Below are 22450 nucleotides of genomic sequence, written 5' to 3' on the forward strand. Positions count from 1 at the left end.
TTACTGTGTCCCATGACTAACTCGTCGTATCGTTTTATCAGGCGGGCATCTAGCCCAGTCATTTGATATCCATGCCGTCCCTTTATAGACCAGGATCGGGAGATGTGTAGATACCAATGGTCATCGCTGGCAAGCCAGCTCCCACAGGGATCTCCAGTGAACACCTGTTTTGTGAACACCCTTGAAACCTGTGGGAGCTGGCTTGCCAGCGATGGCGTCGGTGAGAACGCCGGTTAAACCAGCGTCATCAACGCCTCACGGCTGAACGGCAGAATATCCTGCTCGCGGCCTTCGCGGACTTTCAGCGCCCAGTCCGGATCCACCAGCAGTGCGCGCCCTACCGCCACCAGATCGAACTCGTCATTGTTCAAACGTGTCAGCAGGTTTTCCAGACTGGCCGGCTGGGCGACCTTGTCAGTGTTGACCATGAATTGCAGGAATTCGCCATCGAGGCCAACGCTGCCCACGGTAATAGTCGGCTTACCGGTCAGTTTGCGCGTCCAGCCAGCGAGGTTCAGGTCGGATCCTTCAAACTCAGGCTCCCAGAAACGCCGTGTCGAGCAGTGGAAAATGTCCACGCCTGCGTCAGACAAAGGCTTGAGGAATTCACCCAGTGCTTCCGGGGTCTGCACCAGACGCGCGGTGTAGTCCTGCTGCTTCCACTGCGAGAAACGGAAGATGATCGGGAAACCTTCACCAACTGCCGCACGCACGGCTTGAATCAGCTCAATGGCGAAACGCGAACGGTTGGCCAGGCTGCCGCCGTATTCATCCGTCCGCTGGTTGCTGCCTTCCCAGAAGAACTGGTCGACCAGATAACCGTGAGCGCCATGGATTTCCACGCCGTCCATGCCAATGCTCTGCGCATCTTTGGCAGCCTGGGCGAACGCGGCGACCACCTCCTTAATGTCCTGTTTGGTCATGCCGTGCACAACGACCTGGCCGTCCTTGAGTTTTTCCGACGGGCCATAACCCGGCACGCTCGCATCCGGCTCGGTGCCGATGCGGCGCACGCTGCCGACGTGCCACAGTTGCGGAACGATCTTGCCGCCCTCGGCATGCACTGCATCGACGACTTTCTTCCAGCCAGCCAACGCAGCTTCACCGTAGAAGTGCGGCACGTTCGGGTAGCCGTTGGAAGCCTGATGGCCGACAGTGGTGCCCTCAGTGATGATCAGGCCAACGCCGGCCGCCGCGCGCCGACGGTAGTATTCGATGACTTTGGAATTGGGCACGCCACCCGGAGAAAACGAGCGGGTCATTGGCGCCATGACCACACGGGTCGGCAGTTCGAGAGTACCGAGGTGGAACGGTTTGAACAGCGCTTGAACGGGCATCGGGAAGCTCCACAGGGATGGCTTTATGACGGCGATAATATGGATGCCCGAGACCGTTGAACAGCACTATTGATTTGGGTGATTTAGATTCAAAAGCCACAAAGCAAAAGATCGCAGCCTGCGGCAGCTCCTACATGGATATTTGTAGGAGCTGCCGCAGGCTCGGGCCGCGTTCGGACGATCTTTTGATCTTGATCTGACGCTTCAGCTCAGCGCTTTTTCGATAGCCGCGATGACCGTAGGATCATCCGGCGCCGTGCGCGGCGAGAACCGGGCCAGCACGCGGCCGTCCTTGCCGAGCAGAAACTTTTCGAAGTTCCAGGTGATGTCACCGGGAAACTCCGCGCCCTCGCCCGCCAGCAGACGGTACAGCTGATGACGCTCGTGGCCGTTGACTTCGAGCTTGCTCGACAACGGAAAACTCACGCCATAGTTAAGGCTGCAGAACTCCGAAATCTCTTTCTCGGAGCCTGGCTCCTGACCGGCAAACTGGTTGCACGGCAGGCCCAGCACGGCGAAGCCTTTGCCTTTGTATTGCTGATAAAGGTTTTCCAGCGCCGCGTACTGTGGGGTCAAGCCGCATTTGGAGGCGACGTTGACCACCAGCACGACTTGGCCCTTGAAGGGTGCCAGCGGTAGCTCCTGACCATCCAGGGCTGTCAACTTAAGGTCGTGAAAAGCACTCATGACGAACTCCAGATTCCCGTTTTCTACTCGAAACAGCCACTTGGCGAGGCCACCAAGGACAGCCGCGGACTAAAAAGGCGCCCCTCGGGCGCCTCTCCAGTTCTCTGAGCTTAGCGCAGAAATCAGTGCTGATGGCCACCTTCGCCATGCACGTGACCATGAGCCACTTCTTCCTGGCTGGCGTCACGGATGTCGATGACCTTCACTTTGAAGTTCAGACGCTGACCGGCCAACGGGTGGTTGCCGTCAACGGTGACGTCGTCGCCGTCGAGGTCACGGATGGTCACGATCTGCATCTGGCCGTCCGGCGCCGAAGCGTGGAACTGCATGCCGACTTCCAGCTCGTCAACACCTTCGAACATGCTGCGGCTCAGAGTGCTGACCAGTTCGGCGGCGTATTCGCCGTAAGCATCTTCCGGCTCGACGGCAACTTGCAGTTCGTCACCAACGGTTTTGCCTTCCAGGGCTTTTTCCAGACCTGGAATGATGTTGCCTGCGCCATGCAGGTAGACCAGCGGAGCGCCGCCGGCGGAGCTGTCGATGACCTCACCAGCGTCGTTGGTCAGGGTATAGTCGATGGAGACAGCCTTATTGGCGGCGATCAGCATGGGGCGAGACCTTTTGCAGAAGAATGAAGAACGGACAAGTCTAAACAAGGATTTGCCCGAAAGCGAACAGAACCCGGACAAACGGGGCGGATTGGCGCCTGCGACGATCACCGGCTTCCATCAGGACGAGGATGGCCACTGGGTCGTCGAACTGTCTTGCGGCCACACACAACACCTGCGCCACCAGCCACCGTGGCAATCGCGGGCCTGGGTGCTCGACCCGGCGCAGCGTATTGAAAAAATAGGCCAACCCTTTGCTTGCGGTTGGTGCGCACAAGGCTCGGTTAGCGCTAACCTTGGCGACTGAATTTCGGCAGATCGGCATAGGTCATAGAAAGCTGATCGCCATTGCGCTCCCTTAGAGAATCCGCATGCAAACTTTTTTTATCGCGCCCACCGATTTTGGTGTGGGTCTGACCTCGATCAGCCTCGGGCTGGTACGCACGCTTGAGCGGGCCGGGCTGAAAGTCGGTTTCTTCAAGCCGATTGCCCAGCCGCATCCAGGCGACACCGGCCCTGAACGTTCCACCGAACTGGTGGCACGCACCCACGGCCTGAAGCCGCCGCAGCCGCTGGGTCTGGCGCATGTCGAGCGCATGCTCGGCGACGGTCAGCTCGACGAGTTGCTGGAAGAAATCATCACTCTTTATCAGCAGGCTGCCATCGGCAAAGACGTGCTGATCGTTGAAGGCATGGTGCCGACTCGCAGCGCCAGCTATGCCGCACGGGTCAATCTGCATCTGGCGAAAAGCCTGGATGCCGAGGTGATTCTGGTTTCGGCGCCGGAAAACGAAGTGCTGACCGAGCTGTCCGGGCGCGTCGAGTTGCAGGCACAACTGTTCGGCGGACCGAAAGACCCGAAAGTCCTCGGCGTGATTCTCAACAAGGTCAAGACCGATGAGAGCATGGAGGCCTTCGCCACACGTCTGAAAGAGCATTCGCCATTGCTGCGCAGCGGTGATTTCCGCCTGCTCGGCTGCATTCCGTTTCAGCCGGAACTCAATGCGCCGCGCACCCGCGACGTCGCTGATCTGATGAACGCGCAAGTGCTCAATGCGGGCGACTACGAAACCCGGCGCATGACCAAAATCATCATCTGCGCGCGCACCATGCGCAACACGGTCGAGCTGCTCAAGCCCGGCGTGCTGGTGGTGACGCCGGGTGACCGCGACGACATCATCCTCGCCGTCAGCCTCGCCGCGATGAACGGCGTGCCGTTGGCTGGCCTGCTACTGACCAGTGACACCCTGCCCGATCCGCGCATCATGGATCTGTGCCGGGGCGCGTTGCAGGCCGGTTTGCCGGTGTTGTCGGTGAGCACCGGCTCCTACGACACCGCCAATCAGCTCAATGGCCTGAACAAGGAAATCCCGATCGATGACCGCGAGCGCGCCGAGATCATCACCGATTTCGTCGCCAGCCACCTCGACGCCAACTGGCTGCACCAGCGTTGCGGCACACCGCGCGAGATGCGCCTGTCGCCAGCGGTGTTTCGCTATCAACTGATTCAACGCGCCCAAGCGGCGAACAAACGCATTGTTCTGCCGGAGGGCAGCGAGCCGTTGACCGTGCAGGCGGCGGCGATCTGTCAGGCGCGCGGCATTGCCCGTTGCGTGCTGCTGGCGAAACCGGAAGACGTGCAAGCGGTGGCGCGTGCCCAAGGCATTGAGCTGCCGGAAGGCCTGGAGATTCTTGATCCGGACCTGATCCGCGAACGCTACGTCGAACCGATGGTATCGCTGCGCAAGAGCAAAAGTCTCAACGCGCCGATGGCCGAACAGCAACTCGAAGACACCGTGGTAATCGGCACCATGATGCTCGCACTTGATGAAGTAGACGGGCTGGTGTCCGGGGTCATTCACTCCACCGCCAACACCATCCGCCCGGCCTTGCAGCTGATTAAAACCGCGCCGGGCTGCACGCTGGTGTCATCGGTGTTCTTCATGCTGTTTCCCGAAGAAGTGCTGGTCTACGGCGACTGCGTGATGAACCCGCACCCGAGTGCTATCGAACTGGCGGAGATTGCCCTGCAAAGCGCCGACTCGGCGGCCGCGTTCGGCATCACCCCGCGCGTGGCGATGATCAGCTATTCCAGCGGTGATTCGGCCAGTGGTGAAGAAGTCGAGAAAGTCCGCGAGGCGACCCTGCTGGCGCACGAGCAACAGCACTCGCTGCTGATCGACGGCCCGCTGCAGTACGATGCCGCCGCCAACGAAACCGTCGCCCGACAACTGGCGCCGAACAGCCAGGTGGCCGGTCGCGCCACGGTGTTCGTGTTCCCCGACCTGAATACCGGCAACACCACGCACAAAGCCGTGCAGCGCAGCGCCGACTGCGTCAGCCTCGGGCCGATGCTGCAAGGCCTGCGCAAACCGGTGAACGATCTGCCGCGCGGTGCGCAGGTCGATGACATCGTCTACACCATCGCCCTGACCGCGATTCAAGCCGCCAACCGACCTATGGATGTATAAATGCTGGCCTTTCTCCCTGCCCCGTTACGCGGCGTGATCGCCGCACTGCTGCTGGCACTGAACACTATTCTGCTGTGCTCGTTCCTGTTTCTGGTGGCGCTGTTCAAGGTGCTGCCGTTCGCCCTCGCCCAGCGCTTCACGCGCTGGCTGATGGGCCACACTCACGAAGCCTGGATCAGCAACAACAAAGCCTGGATGAATCTGGTCTGCCGCACCCGCTGGCACCTCAGCGGCTTGCAAGGCCTGGACTATCAGCACTCGTACCTGATCACCAGCAACCACCAGAGCTGGGTCGACATCATGGTGTTGCAGTATGTGCTTAACCGACGAATCCAGCCGCTGAAATTCTTCCTCAAGCAAGAGCTGATCTGGGTCCCGGTGATCGGTCTGGCGTGGTGGGCGCTGGGCTTTCCGTTCATGAAACGCTACTCCAAGGCGTACCTGGAAAAGCACCCGGAGAAGAAAGGCAAAGACCTCGAAACCACGCGCAAGACTTGCGCGAAATTTCGCAATAACCCGGTGGGGATTTTCAACTTTGTCGAAGGCACGCGCTTCACCGAGGGCAAGCATGCGCAGCAGAAGTCGCCGTTCAAATATTTGCTCAAGCCCAAGGCTGGCGGTATTGCGTTTGTGCTCGATGCGATGGGTGAACAGCTGGAGTCGATCGTCAATGTGACCATCCATTATCCGGGCGGGCGTCCGGGTTATTGGGACTTGCTGTGCGGCAATGTGCGTGACGTGGTGGTGCACTTTGAAGAGCTGAAGATTCCGCCTGCATTCATCGGCAAGAACTACGATCAGGACGGCGAGTACCGCCTGCAATTCCAGGGCTGGATCAACCAGCTGTGGCAGGACAAGGATGCGTTGCTTGCGCAGATGCACCGCGAGTATCCAGCGAAGTCTTGAGGCGTCTGTCCGGGCCTCATCGCTGGCAAGTCGAATCGTCGCACCGCAGCTCCCACAGTAAGTTTCAGCGAACACAAATTTTGTGTACGACCGAGAAACCTGTGGGAGCTGCGGTGCGACGATTCGACTTGCCAGCGATGGCGGTCTCAAGGGCAATAAAAAACCCGCCGATGATTACTCATCGGCGGGTTTTTCAGTTTGCGGCTAACGCTTAGATCGCGCCACGCTTGCGCAGCAGATCGAGCACTTGCTTGACGCTGTCTTCCAGCGACAGCGACTGGGTGTCGATCACCAGATCGGCGTCCAGCGGCACGTCGTACGGGAAGGATTCGCCCGGGATGTTGTCACCACCTGCGGCGTACAGTCCTTGCGGATCACGCTCGGCGCAAACGGCTGGTGAGGCCTGAACGTAGACCGTCAACAGACGCTCCTTGCCGATCAGATCCTTGGCCTGCTCGCGACCTTCAGCGCTCGGTGCAACGAATGCCGCCAGCGTCAGCAGACCGGCCTCGTTGAACTGACGCGCCACGTGCGCAGCACGGCTCCAGTTTTCGGTACGGCCGGCGCGATCCTGTGGCAGCCCCTTGTTCAGGTCATGGCGCAGGTTCTGGCCATCCAGCACGAACACCGCACGACCGAGGTCGAACAACTTGCGTTCGACCGCGTAGGCCAGCGTGCTTTTGCCGGCGCCCGACAAGCCGCTGAACAGCACAGTCGCCGGCTGCTGGCCAAAGCGCTGAGCGCGTTCCTCAGTTGCTACGTGCGCCAGTTTGCCGTGGTGCGTCGCGGTGCCGTGAGTCAATGGCTGAGCGACGATCATGCCGGCGCCGACGGTGCCGTTGGTCAAACGATCGATGATGATGAACGCGCCAGTGGTGCGGTTGCTTTCGTAACCGTCGAGGGCGATCGGCGCATCGAGCGCGATCCTGACCTTGCCGATTTCGTTGAGCTGCAACGCGCTCGCCGGGCCTTCTTCGAGGGTGTTGACGTCGACCTTGTTGACGATGCTGGCAATCGAGCCCGGCACGTAACTGGTGGCGCGTTTGATGTCGTATTTCTTGCCCGGCAGCATCGGCTCTTCAGCCATCCACACCAGCATCGCTTCGAAGCTATCGGTGACCGGTGGCACGTTGTCGGCGTGGACCAACAGGTCGCCACGGGAGATGTCGATCTCGTCTTCCATGGTCAGCGTCACCGCTTGACCTGGACCTGCGTGTTCCAGTTCACCGTCGAAGGTGACGATGGATTTCACGCGGCTGCTCTTGCCCGACGGCAGGACAACAACTTCGTCGCCCTTCTTGACGATGCCGCTGGCGAGGGTGCCGGCGAAACCACGGAAGTTCAGGTTCGGACGGTTGACGTACTGCACCGGGAAACGCAGGTCGGTGAAGTTGCGATCGCCCGCCACTTCCACGGTCTCGAGAATTTCCATCAGCGACTGGCCGGTGTACCACGGCGAGCGCTCGGATTTGTTCACCACGTTGTCGCCCTTCAGCGCCGACATCGGCACGAAGTGCATGCTCGTCGGCTTGAGCTTCAAGCCTTCGGCGAACTTCAGGTAGTCAGCCTTGATCTCTTCAAACACACCCTGGTCGAAGCCTTTCAAGTCCATCTTGTTGATGGCGACCACGATGTGTTTGATGCCGAGCAACGAGGCGATGAAGCTGTGGCGACGAGTCTGGGTCTGCACACCGTAACGCGCGTCGACCAGGATGATCGCCAGGTCACAGGTGGACGCACCAGTGGCCATGTTGCGGGTGTACTGCTCATGGCCCGGCGTGTCGGCGATGATGAATTTGCGTTTGGCGGTGGAGAAATAGCGGTAAGCGACATCGATGGTGATGCCCTGCTCACGCTCGGCCTGCAGGCCATCGACCAGCAATGCCAGGTCGATGTCTTCGCCAGTGGTGCCGACTTTTTTCGAGTCGCGGGTAATCGCTTCGAGGTGATCTTCGTAGATCATTTTCGAGTCGTGCAGCAGGCGCCCGATCAGGGTGCTCTTGCCGTCATCGACGTTACCGCAGGTCAAAAAGCGCAGCAGCTCTTTACGTTCGTGCTGGCCCAGGTAGGCGAGGATGTCCTCGCTGATCAAATCAGATACGTGCGACATGACAACCCCTTAGAAATAACCCTGACGTTTTTTGTCTTCCATAGAGCCTGCGCCATCGTGGTCGATGACCCGGCCCTGGCGCTCGGAAGTTCGCGTCAGGAGCATTTCCTGAATGATGTCCGTCAGGCTTTCGGCCTCGGACTCCACTGCGCCCGTCAACGGGTAGCAACCAAGGGTACGGAAACGCACTTTCTTTTTGACGATACGCGCCTTGTCTTCATCGGACAGGTGCTCGAGGATGCGCTCGTCGTCGATCATGATCAGCGTGCCGTTCTTCTCGATCACTTCGCGCTCGGCTGCGAAATACAGCGGCACAATCGGGATGCCTTCGAGATAGATGTACTGCCAGATGTCCAGCTCGGTCCAGTTCGACAACGGGAACACACGAATGGATTCGCCCTTGTTGACCTTGCCGTTGTAGACGTTCCACAGCTCCGGGCGCTGGTTTTTCGGATCCCAACGGTGCTTGCTGTCGCGGAACGAGTACACGCGCTCTTTGGCACGGGATTTCTCTTCATCACGACGGGCACCGCCGAATGCAGCGTCGAAACCATGCTTGTCGAGCGCCTGTTTCAGGCCCTCGGTTTTCATGATGTCGGTGTGCTTGGCGCTGCCGTGGGTGAACGGGTTGATGTTCTGCGCCACACCGTCCGGGTTGATGTGGGTGATCAAGTCCAGGCCCAGTTCTTCGACCATCTTGTCGCGGAACTTGTACATCTCCTGGAATTTCCAGCGAGTGTCGACGTGCATCACCGGAAACGGCAGTTTGCCCGGGAAGAACGCCTTGCGTGCCAGGTGCAGCATCACGGCGGAGTCTTTACCGATGGAGTACAGCATCACCGGGTTATCGAACTCGGCTGCCACCTCGCGGATGATGTGGATGCTTTCCGCCTCCAGCTGTTTCAGATGCGTCAGTTTGTCGACCATGGCTACTCACGAAAGCTTTCTTATGAACGGCCAGCGGGCCGTGTTCGAGCGGGGAATCCTAGCACAGCGGCCTGCTTCTAATCAGGACGTGAACTAGATCGAAAGGGTATATCAATATGCCCGCCCGTTTGGCTGCTCAGATCGGATTCGGGCAATCGATGAAGATATGCTCGACGGCGAAACGCTTGGCCAGATAGTCGCCCAGCGCCTGCACGCCGTAGCGTTCGGTGGCGTGATGACCGGCGGCGATGAAGCTGATGTCATTCTCGCGGGCGCTGTGGAAGGTTTGCTCGGAGGCTTCGCCGCTGAGGAACAGATCGACGCCAGCAGCGATGCCCTGATCGATGTAACCCTGACCACCACCGGTGCACCAGCCGACCCGACGAATCATCCCGCTGCCTTCAATCAACAGCGGCTCGCGGCCCATGACCTCCTGCACGCGACGGGCGAAATCCCTTGAGGTCATCGGCTCTTTCAATGAGCCAACCAGACCGACAATCTTCAGATTGTTTGGATCCAGCGGCCCTTCGACGGTGATGTCCAACTGACGCGCCAACTGCACGTTGTTACCGACCTCCGGATGCAGGTCCAGCGGCAGGTGATAGGCGAGCAGGCTAATGTCGTGCTTGAGCAGCGTCTTCAAGCGGCGCTGCTTCATGCCGGTGATGCATGGGTTCTCGCCTTTCCAGAAGTAACCGTGATGCACCAGCACCAGATCGGCTTGCGCCTCGACCGCGGCATCGAGCAACGCCTGGCTGGCGGTGACGCCGCTGACAATGCGCATTACTTGCGGACGGCCCTCGACCTGCAGGCCATTCGGGCAGTAATCGGCAATTTTTGCACTGGCGAGGTAACGGTCGGCTTCCTCGACCAGGGTGCTCAAAGCGACGGCCATGAAAGACTCCTAAATATCCCGTTCAGAGGCACGCGCGGCCTCGTATAATGCGCGTCATTATGGGCGGTCTGACTTCGCCTGCAACCTTTCCAGGACGTGCTTAATGTTCAAGGCGCTGCGTTTTTTCGGCTGGCCGCTGTTGGCCGGTGTGCTTATCGCTCTGTTGATTATTCAGCGATACCCGCAGTGGGTGGGGCTGCCGAGCCTTGACGTCAATCTGCAACAGGCCCCGCAAACCACCAGCGTGCAGCAGGGGCCGGTGTCCTATGCGGACGCGGTGACCATCGCCGCGCCGTCGGTGGTCAACCTGTACACCACCAAGGTCATCGCCAAACCGGCGCATCCGCTGTTTGAAGATCCGCAGTTCCGCCGGTTCTTCGGTGACAATTCGCCGAAGCAGAAGCGCATGGAATCGAGCCTCGGCTCCGGCGTGATCATGAGCCCGGAAGGCTACATCTTGACCAACAACCACGTCACCAGCGGCGCCGACCAGATCGTTGTCGCGCTCAAGGATGGCCGCGAAACCCTCGCCCGTGTGATCGGCAGCGATCCGGAAACCGACCTCGCTGTTCTCAAAATCGATTTGAAAACCCTGCCGTCGATCACTGTCGGGCGCTCGGACAACATCCGCATCGGCGACGTCGCACTGGCCATCGGCAACCCGTTCGGTGTCGGCCAGACCGTGACCATGGGCATCATCAGCGCCACCGGGCGCAACCAGTTGGGCCTGAACAACTACGAAGACTTCATCCAGACCGACGCGGCGATCAACCCGGGCAACTCCGGCGGCGCACTGGTGGATGCCAACGGCAACCTCACCGGCATCAACACCGCGATCTTCTCCAAGTCCGGCGGCTCGCAAGGCATCGGTTTTGCCATCCCGGTGAAACTGGCGATGGAAGTGATGAAGTCGATCATCGAGCACGGTCAGGTGATTCGTGGCTGGCTCGGGATTGAAGTGCAGCCGCTGACTCAGGAACTGGCTGAGTCGTTCGGCTTGTCCGGGCGTCCGGGGATTGTCGTGGCGGGGATCTTCCGTGACGGCCCGGCGCAGAAGGCTGGCCTGCAATTGGGCGACGTGATCCTGAGCATCGATGGCGAACCGGCCGGTGACGGTCGGCGCTCGATGAACCAGGTGGCGCGGATAAAACCGACCGACAAGGTGACGATTCAGGTCATGCGCAACGGCAAAGAGCTAAAGCTCAGCGCCGAAATCGGCCTGCGCCCGCCACCGGCGCCGGTAAAGGAAAAAGACCCCGAGTAAGACTGTGTTCGCGCCGAGAGCGCGAATACAAGACATTCTCAAAAGGCATGTTATATTGTTTCAATCACTGAATTGGAACAACATAACATGTCGTCTCGAACAAAGGCCTCCCTGCTCGGCCTGACCCTTGGTTTGCTCGGCGAGCCCGCCTTCGCCGAAGAAGCGCAAACCCTCGAACTCGACGCCATCAGCGTCACTTCCGAATACGAATCCGCGAGCGGCCCGGTGAGCGGCTATCGCGCGACTCGCTCGGCCAGCGCGACCAAAACCGACACCGCGATCCGTGATATTCCGCAAGCCATCAGCGTGATACCCGCCAGCGTGCTCAAGGATCTCGGCAGTACCAGCGTCGAACGCGCGCTGGATTTCGCTGGCGGCGTGTCCAAGCAGAACAACTTCGGCGGCCTGACGCTGTACGAATACAGCATCCGCGGCTTCACCACATCCGAGTTTTACAAGGACGGTTTCAGCGCTAACCGTGGTTACCCGAGCACGCCGGACGCGGCCAACATCGAGCGCATCGAAGTGCTCAAAGGCCCTGCCGCCAGCCTCTATGGCCGGGGCGATCCGGGCGGCACGGTAAACATCGTCAGCAAGAAGCCACAGCCTCAGGCCTTCACCACACTGCAGACCAGCGCCGGCAGTTGGGATCGCTATCGCACCGCACTCGACGTCAATACGCCGCTGGATGAGCAAGGAGATGTGCTGTCGCGGATCAATCTCGCGGTCGACAACAACAAGAGCTTCCGCGATCACGTCGACAGTCAGCGCGTATTCGTCGCACCTTCGATCAGTTGGCAATTGAACCCGGATACGTCGTTGTTGGTGGAAAGCGAAATAGTGCGCCACAGCTCGACGTTCGACCGGGGCATCGTTGCGCCGAACAATAAATGGAGCGGTGTCTCGCGCTCGACTTTCCTCGGCGAACCGAATGACGGCGACATCGACAACCACAACAACATGCTGCAAGCCGCGCTTGAGCATCAGCTCAATGACACCTGGAAACTGCGCCTCGCCAGCCATTACAAGGAAGGCAAGCTCTGGGGTTTCGCCTCCGAATCGCGGCCACTGAATGCTGACGGCCACACAGTCAATCGCCGCTATCGCGAGCGTGACAACAACTGGCACGACAGCATTACTCAACTGGAATTGCGTGGGTTATTCGACGTCGGCAGTTGGCAGCACGAGTTGTTGATCGGCAGCGAGTACGAGAACTACCGCAAGGACGAACGCGTCACCACCATCGCTGGCAGCCCGTATGCCATCGACATCTACAACCCGGTCTACGGCCAGCCCAAGCCCAACGGCGCACGTTCGGGCACTGACTTCTTCGAGCACGTCGAAAGCCATGCCTTGAATGTGCAGGATCAAATAGTCTTCAGCGACAAACTGCGCGGGATGGTCGGTGCGCGCTTCGAGCATTTCGATCAACGCATCGATGACCACACCCGCGACGCGCGCAGCCGCCAGACTCACGATGCACTGACGCAACGCGCCGGCCTGCTCTATCAATTGACCCCGCAAACCGGCGTGTTCGCCAATGCCTCGACCTCGTTCAAACCGAACAATGGCCTCGACGCCGGCGGTAAATCCTTCGACCCGGAACAAGGCGTCGGCTACGAGATCGGCATCAAGAACGAACTGTTCGACGAACGTTTGAGCAGCACCCTCGCCTTCTTCCATATCGACAAGGAAAACGTGCTTGCGGTCGATCCGGGCACCGACAGCAGCCGCGCCATGGGCAAGGCACGCAGTCAGGGTTTTGATCTGCAGGTGACCGGGCAAGTGACCGACGCAGTGCGAGTGATCGGTGCCTTCGCTTACATCGATGCCGAAGTGACCAAGGGCGATGCAGCAATTCCTGCCGGCAGCCGCATCCTCGGCGTGGCCAAGCGCAGCGGCAGTTTGCTTGGGGTTTACGAATTTCAGGACGGCCGCCTGCGCGGCTCGGACGTCGGCGCTGCGTTCACTTATGTCGGGGATCGCTCTGGCGAAGCTGGCAGCGATTTCGAGTTGCCGGCGTATCACACCGTCGATCTGCTGGCGCATTACAAGGCCAGCGACAACGTCACCGTCGGCCTGAATCTGAACAACCTGTTCGACGAAAAATACTACGAGCGCTCGTACAGCAATTACTGGGTCAATCCCGGCGAGCCGCGCAACTTCACCGTCAGCCTGACCCTCAACCTGTAAGGACGTCACCATGCACCACGGCAAACTCTTATTGATCATCGCTGCGTTGTTCACTACTCAAGCATCGGCCCATGGCCTGTGGACCGAACAACGGCGCGGCAATATCGAAGTGGTCTACGGCCACGGCGCCGAAGACAACGCGTTCAAGGCGCAGAAAATCAGCGGCGCGTGGGCGTATGACGTCAGCGGCAAGATGATTCCGGTCAACGTGCAGCGCCTGCCCGATCATGCGCGCCTGCAACCCCTAAAGCCCCCAGCAGTACTGGCCGTAGCCTTGAACAATGGCATGTGGTCGCAAACGGCAGACAAGAAGTGGATCAACCAGGGGCGCAGCAAAGTGCCGGGCGCAATCGAGGCGACCGAGACGTTCAAATACAGCCTGGCGATCTATCAGCCGGGGGCGAAGTTGCCCAAGCTGGATCAGATCAAATTGCTGATCCTGCCGGAGGTCGATCCGCTCACCGTGGGACCGGGGAACTCATTGCCGGTGCGGGTGTTGCTGGACGGCAAACCGGCGGCGGGGATCAAGTTGATTGGCGACTATCGCAATGCGCCGAATACGCTGAGCACCGAGACCGACAAGGACGGGCGGGCGCAGGTGTTGGTGCGCAATGAAGGGTTGAATGTGATTGCGGCGCAGGTTGAGGTGGCGGTGAAGGACAGCCCTGATGTTAATAGTCGCGGGCTGTTTAGTTCGTTGACGTTTTTGGGGGAGGCTCATCACGAGTGATGGTGGAGGGGTTTCCGAAATTTTTGTTCAATCCGAAAACTATCCCCCTCACCCCAGCCCTCCCGAAACGTCGGACCGCCCCCAAGGGGGCGAGGGAAAGGGAGCCGATCTCCTTGCTCTTCGAAACCGGCGTTCGACTCGGTATCTCAGGTCGATGCTCTGAAGCATCCCCCTATCAGTCCCCTCTCCCCCCGGGAGAGGGTTAGGGTGAGGGTGAGGGGCTCTTGCCTTTAAAGGTCGCCAAGCCCGTCGATCAACGCCTGATTCTGCTCCGGCGTGCCAATCGAAATCCGCAAGAACTGCGCAATCCGCTCTTGCTTGAAGTGCCGCACGATAACCCCTTGCTCACGCAACCTGGCCGCCAGCCCCGCCGCGTCATGCTGCGGATGCCGGGCGAAGATGAAGTTCGCCGCCGATGGCAGCACTTCAAATCCTTTGGCCTGCAACTGCGCAATCACCCACTCGCGGCTCTCGATCACCAGCGCGCAAGTCTTCTCGAAGTACTCGCGATCCTCGAAAGCAGCAGCGGCGCCGACGTTCGCCAGACGATCCAGCGGATACGAGTTGAAACTGTTCTTGATCCGCTCCAGCGCCTCAATCAGATCAGGATGCCCGACCGCCAGGCCAACCCGCAGTCCGGCCAGCGAACGCGATTTGGACAAGGTCTGGGTCACCAGCAGGTTTGGATAGCGATCCACCAGACTGATCGCCGTCTCCCCTCCAAAGTCGATGTATGCCTCGTCGACAACCACCACCGAATCCGGGCTGGCTTTGAGGATTTGCTCAACCGCGTCCAGCGCTAACAGGCAACCCGTCGGCGCGTTCGGATTGGGGAAAATGATCCCGCCGTTCGGTTTGGCGTAATCGGCCGGATTGATCTGGAACTGCGCGTCCAGCGGCACCGCGTCGAACTGGATGCCGTACAGACCGCAGTAAACCGGATAGAAGCTGTAACTGATATCCGGGAACAAGATCGGCTGATCGTGCTGCAGCAAGCCGTGGAAAATGTGCGCCAGCACTTCGTCCGAACCATTGCCGAGGAACACCTGATTGCTCTGCACACCGTAATATTTCGCCACAGCATTTTTCAGCAGATCGCTGTTCGGATCCGGGTACAGGCGCAGGTTGTCATTCAGCTCGGTTTGCATCGCGGCCAGAGCTTTGGGCGATGGGCCGTACGGGTTTTCGTTGGTGTTGAGCTTGACCAGTCTGGTCAGCTTCGGCTGCTCGCCCGGCACGTAAGGCACCAGATCCTTGACGAAGGGGCTCCAGAATTTACTCATGCTCAGTTCCCCTGCTTGTCGTCAAGAATGCGGTATTCGGCGCTGCGCGCGTGGGCGCTCAGCGATTCGCCACGGGCGAGGATCGAAGCGGTCTTGCCCAGTTCGGAAGCACCTTCCTCGGAGCAGAAGATGATCGACGAACGCTTCTGGAAGTCATACACCCCCAGCGGCGAGGAGAAGCGCGCTGTGCCAGAGGTCGGCAATACGTGGTTCGGGCCTGCGCAGTAATCGCCCAGTGCCTCGGAAGTGTGACGGCCCATGAAAATCGCGCCGGCGTGGCGGATCTGCGGCAGCCAGGCCTGCGGGTCGGCGACCGACAGCTCAAGGTGTTCCGGAGCGATGCGGTTGGCGACTTCGATGGCTTGCGCCATGTCGCGCACGTGGATCAGGGCGCCACGGCCATTGATCGAGGTTTCGATGATGGTCGCGCGATCCATGGTTGGCAGCAGCTTGTCGATGCTCGCCGCGACTTTGTCGAGGAATTCGGCGTCCGGGCTGACCAGAATCGCCTGGGCGTCTTCGTCGTGCTCGGCCTGCGAGAACAGGTCCATGGCGATCCAGTCCGGATCGGTCTGACCGTCGCACACCACGAGGATTTCCGACGGTCCGGCGATCATGTCGATGCCGACCTGACCGAACACGTGGCGCTTGGCAGTGGCAACGTAGATGTTGCCGGGGCCGACGACTTTGTCCACCTGCGGCACGCTTTCGGTGCCGTAGGCCAGCGCGGCAACCGCTTGTGCGCCGCCGATAGTGAACACGCGATCGACGCCAGCGATACACGCCGCCGCCAGCACCAGCTCATTGACCTCACCACGCGGAGTCGGCACGACCATGACCACTTCGGTCACGCCGGCAACCTTGGCCGGAATCGCGTTCATCAATACCGATGACGGATACGACGCCTTGCCGCCCGGCACGTACAGACCGGCGCGATCCAGTGGCGTGACCTTCTGGCCAAGCACGGTGCCGTCTTCCTCGGTGTAACTCCAGGAATCCTGTTTCTGTTTTTCGTGATAGCTGCGCACGCGGGCGGCGGCTTTTTCCAAGGCTTCGCGTTGCGGCACAGTGATGCGCGTCAGCGCCAGTTCCAGGCGCTCGCGCGGCAGGATCAAGTCAGCCATCGAATTGACTTTGAGGCCGTCGAACTTCTCGGTGAACTCGACCAGCGCCGCATCGCCGCGCTCGCGCACAGCCTTGATGATGTCCAGCACGCGCTGATTGACCGAGTCGTCGGACACGCTTTCCCAGCTCAGCAGATGATCCAGATGACGTGCGAAATCCGGGTCGGCAGCGTTGAGTCGGCGAATTGCAGTCGGTGCGGTCATAGCGAGAGCCTCATAGGAATGGCAAAAACTCAGGCGCCCTAACTTAGCAGTCGTTTCCGCTTGGGCACCTGAGTTTCTGGCTATGAGGCGGATAGACGGGCGCGACTCAAGGTCGCGCAGGTAAATCAGCCGCGGTGTCGCGACTCCACTGCTTGACGCAGGGTGTCGATCAACGCCTGGATTCGGGCGTGTTGCATTTTCATCGAAGCCTTGTTGACCACCAGACGCGAGCTGATCGTGGCGATCAGTTCCTGGGGTTCCAGGCCGTTGGCGCGCAAGGTGTTGCCCGTGTCGACCACGTCGATGATCTTGTCGGCCAGACCGATCAGCGGTGCCAGTTCCATCGAGCCGTAGAGCTTGATGATGTCGACCTGACGGCCCTGTTCGGCGTAATAGCGCTTGGCGACGTTGACGAACTTGGTGGCGACACGCAGACGACCCTTGGGCTCGACCGCGCCGATCTTGCCGGCGGTCATCAGTTTGCACTGGGCAATCTGCAAGTCCAGCGGCTCGTACAGGCCTTGCCCGGTGTATTCCATCAACACGTCTTTACCGGCCACGCCGAGGTCGGCCGCGCCATGCTCGACATAGGTCGGCACGTCGGTGGCGCGCACGATCAACAGACGTACGTCCGGCTGAGTCGTGGGGATGATCAGCTTGCGGCTCTTGTCCGGATTCTCGGTCGGCACGATGCCCGCTTCAGCAAGCAGCGGCAGAGTGTCGTCAAGGATGCGGCCCTTGGACAGTGCGATGGTCAACATGGGAAACGTCAGTCCTTATCAAGGTACTCATGTCCGGTCGCAATCGGCGCCGGACACACATCGAGCCGGAAACCGGCTCGACTTGAAACAAATTCAATGGACACGTCCTTGTGCCCCAATGCAGCTTTTAGCCCGGAACGCGACGGATCTTGGCGCCCAGCATCTGCAGTTTCTCTTCGATGCACTCGTAACCACGGTCGATGTGGTAGATGCGGTCGATCAGGGTGTCGCCTTCGGCAACCAGTGCCGAGATCACCAGGCTGGCCGACGCACGCAGGTCGGTGGCCATGACTGGCGCGCCCTTGAGCTTGTCGATACCGGTGACGATGGCGGTGTTGCCTTCAACCTGGATATGCGCGCCCATGCGGTGCAGTTCGTACACGTGCATGAAACGGTTTTCGAAGATCGTCTCGATCACTGCACCAGTGCCTTCGGCGATGGCGTTGAGCGAGATGAACTGCGCCTGCATGTCGGTCGGGAAAGCCGGGTACGGCGCAGTGCGCACGTTCACTGCTTTCGGACGCTTGCCGTGCATGTTCAGCTCGATCCAGTCTTCACCGCAGGTGATTTCTGCACCGGCTTCACGAAGTTTTTCCAGAACGGCTTCGAGGATGGTCGGATCAGTGTCCTTGACCTTCACGCGGCCACCGGTGACCGCTGCGGCCACCAGGTAGGTGCCGGTTTCGATACGGTCAGGCATGACTTTGTAGAAAGCCGAACCCAGACGCTCGACGCCATCAATGGTGATGGTGTCGGTGCCGGCGCCGGAAACCTTGGCGCCCATGGCATTCAGGAAGTTCGCCAGGTCAACCACTTCAGGCTCACGGGCGGCGTTCTGCAGCACGCTGCGGCCCTTGGCCAGAGCAGCGGCCATCATGATGTTTTCGGTACCGGTCACACTGACGGTATCGAAGAAGAAGCTTGCACCGCGCAGGCCACCTTCAGGCGCCTTGGCCTTGATGTAGCCGCCTTCGACGTCGATCACTGCGCCCATGGCTTCGAGGCCACGGATGTGCAGGTCAACCGGACGCGAACCGATCGCGCAACCGCCAGGCAGTGCGACTTCGGCTTCACCGAAACGCGCGACCATCGGGCCCAGTACCAGGATCGATGCACGCATGGTTTTCACCAGTTCGTACGGAGCGATCAAAGTCTTGATGGTACGCGGGTCGATTTCGACGCTGAGCTTCTCGTCGATCACCGGCTCGATGCCCATGCGACCGAACAGCTCGATCATGGTAGTGATGTCGTGCAGGTGCGGCAGGTTTGCCACCGTCACCGGGCCATCGCACAGCAGCGTGGCAGCCAGGATCGGCAGGGCAGAGTTCTTTGCCCCGGAAATGCGGATCTCGCCATCAAGACGAGCGCCACCAGTAATAATCAATTTATCCATAACAATCTCGACGCCCTTAGGCTCAGGTGCGCTCGGCCCAGGCCGCGCTGCTGAAAAATTTCATAGTGACCGCGTGGATGCTGCCATCAGCGATCCATGGGTTCAAATGGGCATAGATGCTCTGCTGACGCTTGACCGGGCTTAACGCCGCCAGTTCATCGCTGATCACGTTCAGCTGAAAGTTGCAGCCTTCGCCTTCAACTTCCACCTGGATTCCGGGCAGATTTGCTTCAAGGAAGCTCTTCACTTCTACGGCCTGCATGCTCAACCTCAATCGGCGCCCTGTGCGCACGGGTCGCACATCATACAAAAAAGCCCCGCGCCTGCGAACCCCGCGTGGCAGGACTCTGACGGGGGGCTGATTTACTGATGCGGGTTCAGGGTTGCGTCAACAGCTCGGTCAGCTCGGTCAGCTCGCTGACCTGAGCAATTTCACGCATGTCTTCGGGCATCGCGCGGATGCTCACGGCCTTGCCGGCCGCTTGCGCATCACGCATGAAGCACAACAGCAACGACAAACCGACGCTGCTGGACTTCTGCACTGCCGAGCAATCGATCACCAACGACGCGGCTTTGCTGGACTTGATCAGTGCCTGACCTTCCTTGCGCAAGGCCGGGCCGGTGCGATAGTCCAGCACGCCGCTGAGCGACAGCTCGTCGACATCACTCATACGTACTGCCGCCTCATTCATTGCGCTTGCTTCTCGGCAGCTTGCTCGGTGGTCTGCTTGGCCTTGGCCACTTCCCCGGCCCAATTGTTGATGGTCTTGTCGAGGTCGTTGCCATTGCGCTGCATCGCGTCAGCAAACTGATCACGGAACAGCTTGCCAATGTTGATGCCGTTGATGATCACGTTGCGCAGTTTCCACTCGCCGTTGATCTTCTCCAGCGTGTACTGCACCGGATACACCGCGCCACTGCTGCCCTTGACGGTCATGTTGACGCTGGTGCGATCGCCCGACTCGTCCTTGGCAGGATCGACGGTAATGCCCTGGTTGTTGTACTCGAGCAAAGCGTTGCCGTAGAACTGGAACAGGCCTCTCTTGAAGTTCTCTTCGAACGTCTTCATCTGCGCGGGGGTGGCCTTGCGCGAATACTTGACGGTCATGATGCTCTTGGAAATGCCTTCGGCATCCACGACTGGCCCGACGATGGTGTTCAGCGCCGTGTAGAAGTCAGTCGGATCCTGCTTGTACTTTTCTTTGTTGGCGGCCAGATCAGCCAGCAACCGGCTGGTCGTGTCCTGAACCAGTTCGTGCGCCGAAGGTGCCGCCACGGCGTTAGCCACCAGCGGCAATGCCGCGAGTAACACCAACAGGCCACGTCGCAAGGTAGAGATCATTCAAAAGCTCCTCATTTGGCGTCTTTGCTAACGGTATTGAGCAGGAATTTACCAATCAGGTCTTCCAGTACCAGAGACGACTGCGTGTCATGAATGGTTCCACCATCCTTGAGCGGGGTGTCTTCGCCGCCCACACTGATACCGATGTATTTCTCGCCCAACAGGCCAGCGGTCAGAATAGACGCTGTGGAGTCAGTCGGCAGGTTGTCGACGCTCTTGTTCACTTGCAGGGTAACCCGACCGGTGAAGCTGTCGCGATCCAGATCGATTGCAGTGACCTTGCCGATGGTTACACCGGCCATGGTCACTTTGGCTCTGACAGTCAAACCGGCGATATTGTCGAAATAGGCGTAAAGCTTGTAGGTATCGGTGGTCGACGTCGGAGACAGGCCACTGACCCGCAACGCAAGCAGCAGCAAAGCCAGGATCCCTGCCAGCAGGAACAGGCCGACACCGATTTCCAGGGTGCGGTTTTGCATCAGAAATCTCCAAACATCAAAGCGGTCAGAATAAAGTCCAGACCGAGCACTGCCAGTGAGGCATATACCACGGTCTTGGTAGTGGCACGACTGATCCCCTCGGAAGTGGGCTCACAGTCATAGCCTTGGAATACGGCGATCCAGGTAACGACGAAGGCAAAAACCGCGCTCTTGATGACGCCATTAAGCACATCATCGGCGAAGTTCACGCTGTTTTGCATGTTCGCCCAGTACGAGCCTTCGTAAACGCCCAGCCAGTCCACAGCCACCCACGAACCGCCCCAGATACCGACCACGCTGAAAATCATTGCCAGCACTGGCAGGGAAATGAAACCGGCCCACAGACGCGGGGCAATGATGTACTTGAGCGGGTCGACACCGATCATCTCAAGACTGGACAGCTGTTCGGTGGACTTCATGTTGCCGATTTCGGCGGTCAACGCCGAACCGGCGCGCCCGGCGAACAACAGCGCGGTGACTACCGGCCCCAGTTCCCGCAACAGCGTCAGCGCAACCATTTGCCCCACCGCCTGCTCCGAACCGTAGCTCGACAGAATGCTGAAACCCTGCAGCGCCAAAACCATGCCGATGAAGATGCCGGATACAACGATGATCACCAGCGACATCACGCCGACCGAGTGCAGTTGCTTCACCAGCAAACCGAAACCGCCGCCAATACCACCACGACCAAGCAAGGCATGAAACAGGAACACGGTCGCGCGACCGAACACCGCAATGCCGTCGATCGCGGCATGGCCGAACCGACGCACGCGCTCAATTAATGAAATTCTGCGCATCAGCGACGCTTCCCCAGAAGATCTGCGCGGTAATCCGTCGCTGGAAAGTGATATGGAACCGGACCGTCAGGGTCGCCGGTCATGAACTGACGGATGCGCGGGTCGTCCGAGTTCATCAACTCGTCCGGCGTGCCCTGCCCCAGTACCTGACCATCACCGACTACATATATATAGTCGGCAATGCTCGCGGTTTCGGCCAGATCGTGGGAAACCACGATACTGGTGATCCCCAGCGCATCGTTGAGCAGGCGAATCAGGCGCACCAGCACGCCCATGGCGATCGGATCCTGACCGACAAAGGGTTCGTCGTACATGAGGATTTGCGGATCGAGGGCAATCGCCCGGGCCAGCGCAACGCGCCGCTTCATGCCGCCGGACAACTCGTCGGGCATCAACTCGATGGCCCCGCGCAGCCCCACCGCCTGCAATTTGAGCAGGACGATGTCGCGGATCATTTCTTCCGGCAACTCGGTATGAACGCGCAGGGGAAATGCAACGTTCTCGAATACATCGAGATCGGTGAACAGCGCGCCGCTCTGAAACAGCACACCCATGTGCTTGCGCGCATCGAACAGATCACTGCGCGACAGCGTCGGCAGGTTCTGTCCGTTGACCCAGACCTCACCTTGGGAAGGACGCAACTGGGCGCCCATCAACCGTAGCAGCGTGGTCTTGCCGCACCCGGAAGGTCCCATGATGCCGGTGACCTTGCCGCGTGGAATGCGGATATCGACGTTATTGAAAATGCTCCGCGCACCGCGCTTGAAGGAGACTCCCTTCAGCTCGACCGCGTAGGCGTTATCGGCACTCATCTAAACTCCTTGCGATGCAGCCTCTCTCTCGGACGCCAGACTTTCTGAAGAAAGCACTTACATCCCGGGCAGGCCGAACTGGCGGCGAACTATATCACTGCAAAGGCCAAGCGCCCAAGGGCTGAAC

General features: G+C 59.6%; 22 protein-coding genes. 6 read left to right on the forward strand and 16 right to left on the reverse strand.

Going from position 1 to position 22450, the window contains the following annotated elements; all coding sequences use genetic code 11:
* Positions 1–233: 233 nt before the first annotated feature.
* The 3 genes from ACP7EE_RS17280 to ACP7EE_RS17290 all read right to left on the reverse strand — a co-directional run bounded on the left by ACP7EE_RS17280 (position 234) and on the right by ACP7EE_RS17290 (position 2632).
* Positions 234–1337, reverse strand: a complete 1104-nt coding sequence (locus tag ACP7EE_RS17280) for an NADH:flavin oxidoreductase (RefSeq protein WP_426235508.1) — start codon at positions 1335–1337, stop codon at positions 234–236.
* 204 nt (positions 1338–1541) lie between these two features.
* Positions 1542–2024, reverse strand: a complete 483-nt coding sequence (locus ACP7EE_RS17285; RefSeq protein WP_420647652.1) for a glutathione peroxidase — start codon at positions 2022–2024, stop codon at positions 1542–1544.
* A gap of 122 nt (positions 2025–2146) precedes the next feature.
* Positions 2147–2632, reverse strand: a complete 486-nt coding sequence (locus ACP7EE_RS17290) for an FKBP-type peptidyl-prolyl cis-trans isomerase (RefSeq protein WP_420647651.1) — start codon at positions 2630–2632, stop codon at positions 2147–2149.
* Between ACP7EE_RS17290 and ACP7EE_RS17295 the strand changes: the two genes are divergently transcribed.
* The 3 genes from ACP7EE_RS17295 to ACP7EE_RS17305 all read left to right on the forward strand — a co-directional run bounded on the left by ACP7EE_RS17295 (position 2601) and on the right by ACP7EE_RS17305 (position 6009).
* Positions 2601–2939 carry a DUF3565 domain-containing protein gene (locus ACP7EE_RS17295; protein WP_426202506.1) on the forward strand — a complete coding sequence of 113 codons (339 nt, stop codon included), beginning with the start codon at positions 2601–2603 and terminating at the stop codon, positions 2937–2939. The genes ACP7EE_RS17290 and ACP7EE_RS17295 overlap by 32 nt on opposite strands.
* Positions 2940–3003: 64 nt before the next feature.
* Positions 3004–5103, forward strand: coding sequence for a phosphate acetyltransferase (gene pta / locus ACP7EE_RS17300; RefSeq protein WP_420647649.1), 2100 nt, complete (start codon positions 3004–3006; stop codon positions 5101–5103).
* Positions 5104–6009 carry an acyltransferase gene (locus tag ACP7EE_RS17305; protein ID WP_426235510.1) on the forward strand — a complete coding sequence of 302 codons (906 nt, stop codon included), beginning with the start codon at positions 5104–5106 and terminating at the stop codon, positions 6007–6009.
* A gap of 211 nt (positions 6010–6220) precedes the next feature.
* On the opposite strand, the gene cysN is transcribed toward ACP7EE_RS17305, so the two are convergent.
* The 3 genes from cysN to ACP7EE_RS17320 all read right to left on the reverse strand — a co-directional run bounded on the left by cysN (position 6221) and on the right by ACP7EE_RS17320 (position 9941).
* Positions 6221–8119 carry a sulfate adenylyltransferase subunit CysN gene (gene cysN, locus ACP7EE_RS17310; protein ID WP_426235512.1) on the reverse strand — a complete coding sequence of 633 codons (1899 nt, stop codon included), beginning with the start codon at positions 8117–8119 and terminating at the stop codon, positions 6221–6223.
* A 9-nt stretch (positions 8120–8128) separates the two neighbouring features.
* A complete protein-coding gene (gene cysD, locus ACP7EE_RS17315; RefSeq protein ID WP_007912374.1) occupies positions 8129–9046 on the reverse strand; it encodes a sulfate adenylyltransferase subunit CysD in 918 nt (305 codons plus the stop codon).
* A 136-nt stretch (positions 9047–9182) separates the two neighbouring features.
* Complete coding sequence (locus ACP7EE_RS17320; RefSeq protein ID WP_426235514.1) at positions 9183–9941, reverse strand: Nif3-like dinuclear metal center hexameric protein; 759 nt, start codon at positions 9939–9941, stop codon at positions 9183–9185.
* A 103-nt stretch (positions 9942–10044) separates the two neighbouring features.
* On the opposite strand from ACP7EE_RS17320, the gene algW reads away from it, so the two are divergent.
* From algW to ACP7EE_RS17335, 3 genes are all read left to right on the forward strand, one after another.
* Positions 10045–11205, forward strand: coding sequence for a Do family serine endopeptidase AlgW (gene algW, locus ACP7EE_RS17325; RefSeq protein ID WP_426235516.1), 1161 nt, complete (start codon positions 10045–10047; stop codon positions 11203–11205).
* An 87-nt stretch (positions 11206–11292) separates the two neighbouring features.
* A complete protein-coding gene (locus ACP7EE_RS17330; RefSeq protein WP_426235518.1) occupies positions 11293–13398 on the forward strand; it encodes a TonB-dependent siderophore receptor in 2106 nt (701 codons plus the stop codon).
* A 10-nt stretch (positions 13399–13408) separates the two neighbouring features.
* A complete protein-coding gene (locus ACP7EE_RS17335; RefSeq protein WP_426235520.1) occupies positions 13409–14128 on the forward strand; it encodes a DUF4198 domain-containing protein in 720 nt (239 codons plus the stop codon).
* Between the two features lie 230 nt (positions 14129–14358).
* Here ACP7EE_RS17335 and hisC read toward each other — a convergent pair whose 3' ends face one another.
* The 10 genes from hisC to ACP7EE_RS17385 all read right to left on the reverse strand — a co-directional run bounded on the left by hisC (position 14359) and on the right by ACP7EE_RS17385 (position 22323).
* Positions 14359–15411 carry a histidinol-phosphate transaminase gene (hisC, locus tag ACP7EE_RS17340; protein WP_426235522.1) on the reverse strand — a complete coding sequence of 351 codons (1053 nt, stop codon included), beginning with the start codon at positions 15409–15411 and terminating at the stop codon, positions 14359–14361.
* 2 nt (positions 15412–15413) lie between these two features.
* Positions 15414–16739 carry a histidinol dehydrogenase gene (gene hisD, locus ACP7EE_RS17345; protein WP_426235524.1) on the reverse strand — a complete coding sequence of 442 codons (1326 nt, stop codon included), beginning with the start codon at positions 16737–16739 and terminating at the stop codon, positions 15414–15416.
* A gap of 125 nt (positions 16740–16864) precedes the next feature.
* The gene (hisG, locus tag ACP7EE_RS17350; protein ID WP_420647640.1) at positions 16865–17500 is read right to left on the reverse strand and encodes an ATP phosphoribosyltransferase; all 636 of its coding nucleotides are present in this window, start codon (positions 17498–17500) and stop codon (positions 16865–16867) included.
* A gap of 127 nt (positions 17501–17627) precedes the next feature.
* Positions 17628–18893, reverse strand: a complete 1266-nt coding sequence (gene murA / locus ACP7EE_RS17355; RefSeq protein ID WP_150595035.1) for a UDP-N-acetylglucosamine 1-carboxyvinyltransferase — start codon at positions 18891–18893, stop codon at positions 17628–17630.
* A gap of 22 nt (positions 18894–18915) precedes the next feature.
* The gene (locus tag ACP7EE_RS17360) at positions 18916–19155 is read right to left on the reverse strand and encodes a BolA family protein (RefSeq protein ID WP_420647639.1); all 240 of its coding nucleotides are present in this window, start codon (positions 19153–19155) and stop codon (positions 18916–18918) included.
* A 115-nt stretch (positions 19156–19270) separates the two neighbouring features.
* Positions 19271–19585 carry an STAS domain-containing protein gene (locus tag ACP7EE_RS17365; protein ID WP_426235526.1) on the reverse strand — a complete coding sequence of 105 codons (315 nt, stop codon included), beginning with the start codon at positions 19583–19585 and terminating at the stop codon, positions 19271–19273.
* On the reverse strand, positions 19582–20235 hold the full coding sequence (locus ACP7EE_RS17370; RefSeq protein WP_420647637.1) for an MlaC/ttg2D family ABC transporter substrate-binding protein: 654 nt from the start codon (positions 20233–20235) through the stop codon (positions 19582–19584). Before ACP7EE_RS17370 ends, ACP7EE_RS17365 begins: the two co-directional genes overlap by 4 nt.
* Positions 20236–20246: 11 nt before the next feature.
* A complete protein-coding gene (mlaD, locus tag ACP7EE_RS17375; RefSeq protein WP_420647636.1) occupies positions 20247–20714 on the reverse strand; it encodes an outer membrane lipid asymmetry maintenance protein MlaD in 468 nt (155 codons plus the stop codon).
* Entirely contained in the window at positions 20714–21511 is a 798-nt protein-coding gene (gene mlaE / locus ACP7EE_RS17380; RefSeq protein ID WP_420647635.1) for a lipid asymmetry maintenance ABC transporter permease subunit MlaE, read from the reverse strand. Before mlaE ends, mlaD begins: the two co-directional genes overlap by 1 nt.
* Positions 21511–22323 carry an ATP-binding cassette domain-containing protein gene (locus tag ACP7EE_RS17385; protein ID WP_420647634.1) on the reverse strand — a complete coding sequence of 271 codons (813 nt, stop codon included), beginning with the start codon at positions 22321–22323 and terminating at the stop codon, positions 21511–21513. Before ACP7EE_RS17385 ends, mlaE begins: the two co-directional genes overlap by 1 nt.
* Positions 22324–22450 lie beyond the last annotated feature (127 nt).

This window comes from Pseudomonas sp. TWP3-2, assembly GCF_049897765.1.
Classification (GTDB): domain Bacteria; phylum Pseudomonadota; class Gammaproteobacteria; order Pseudomonadales; family Pseudomonadaceae; genus Aquipseudomonas.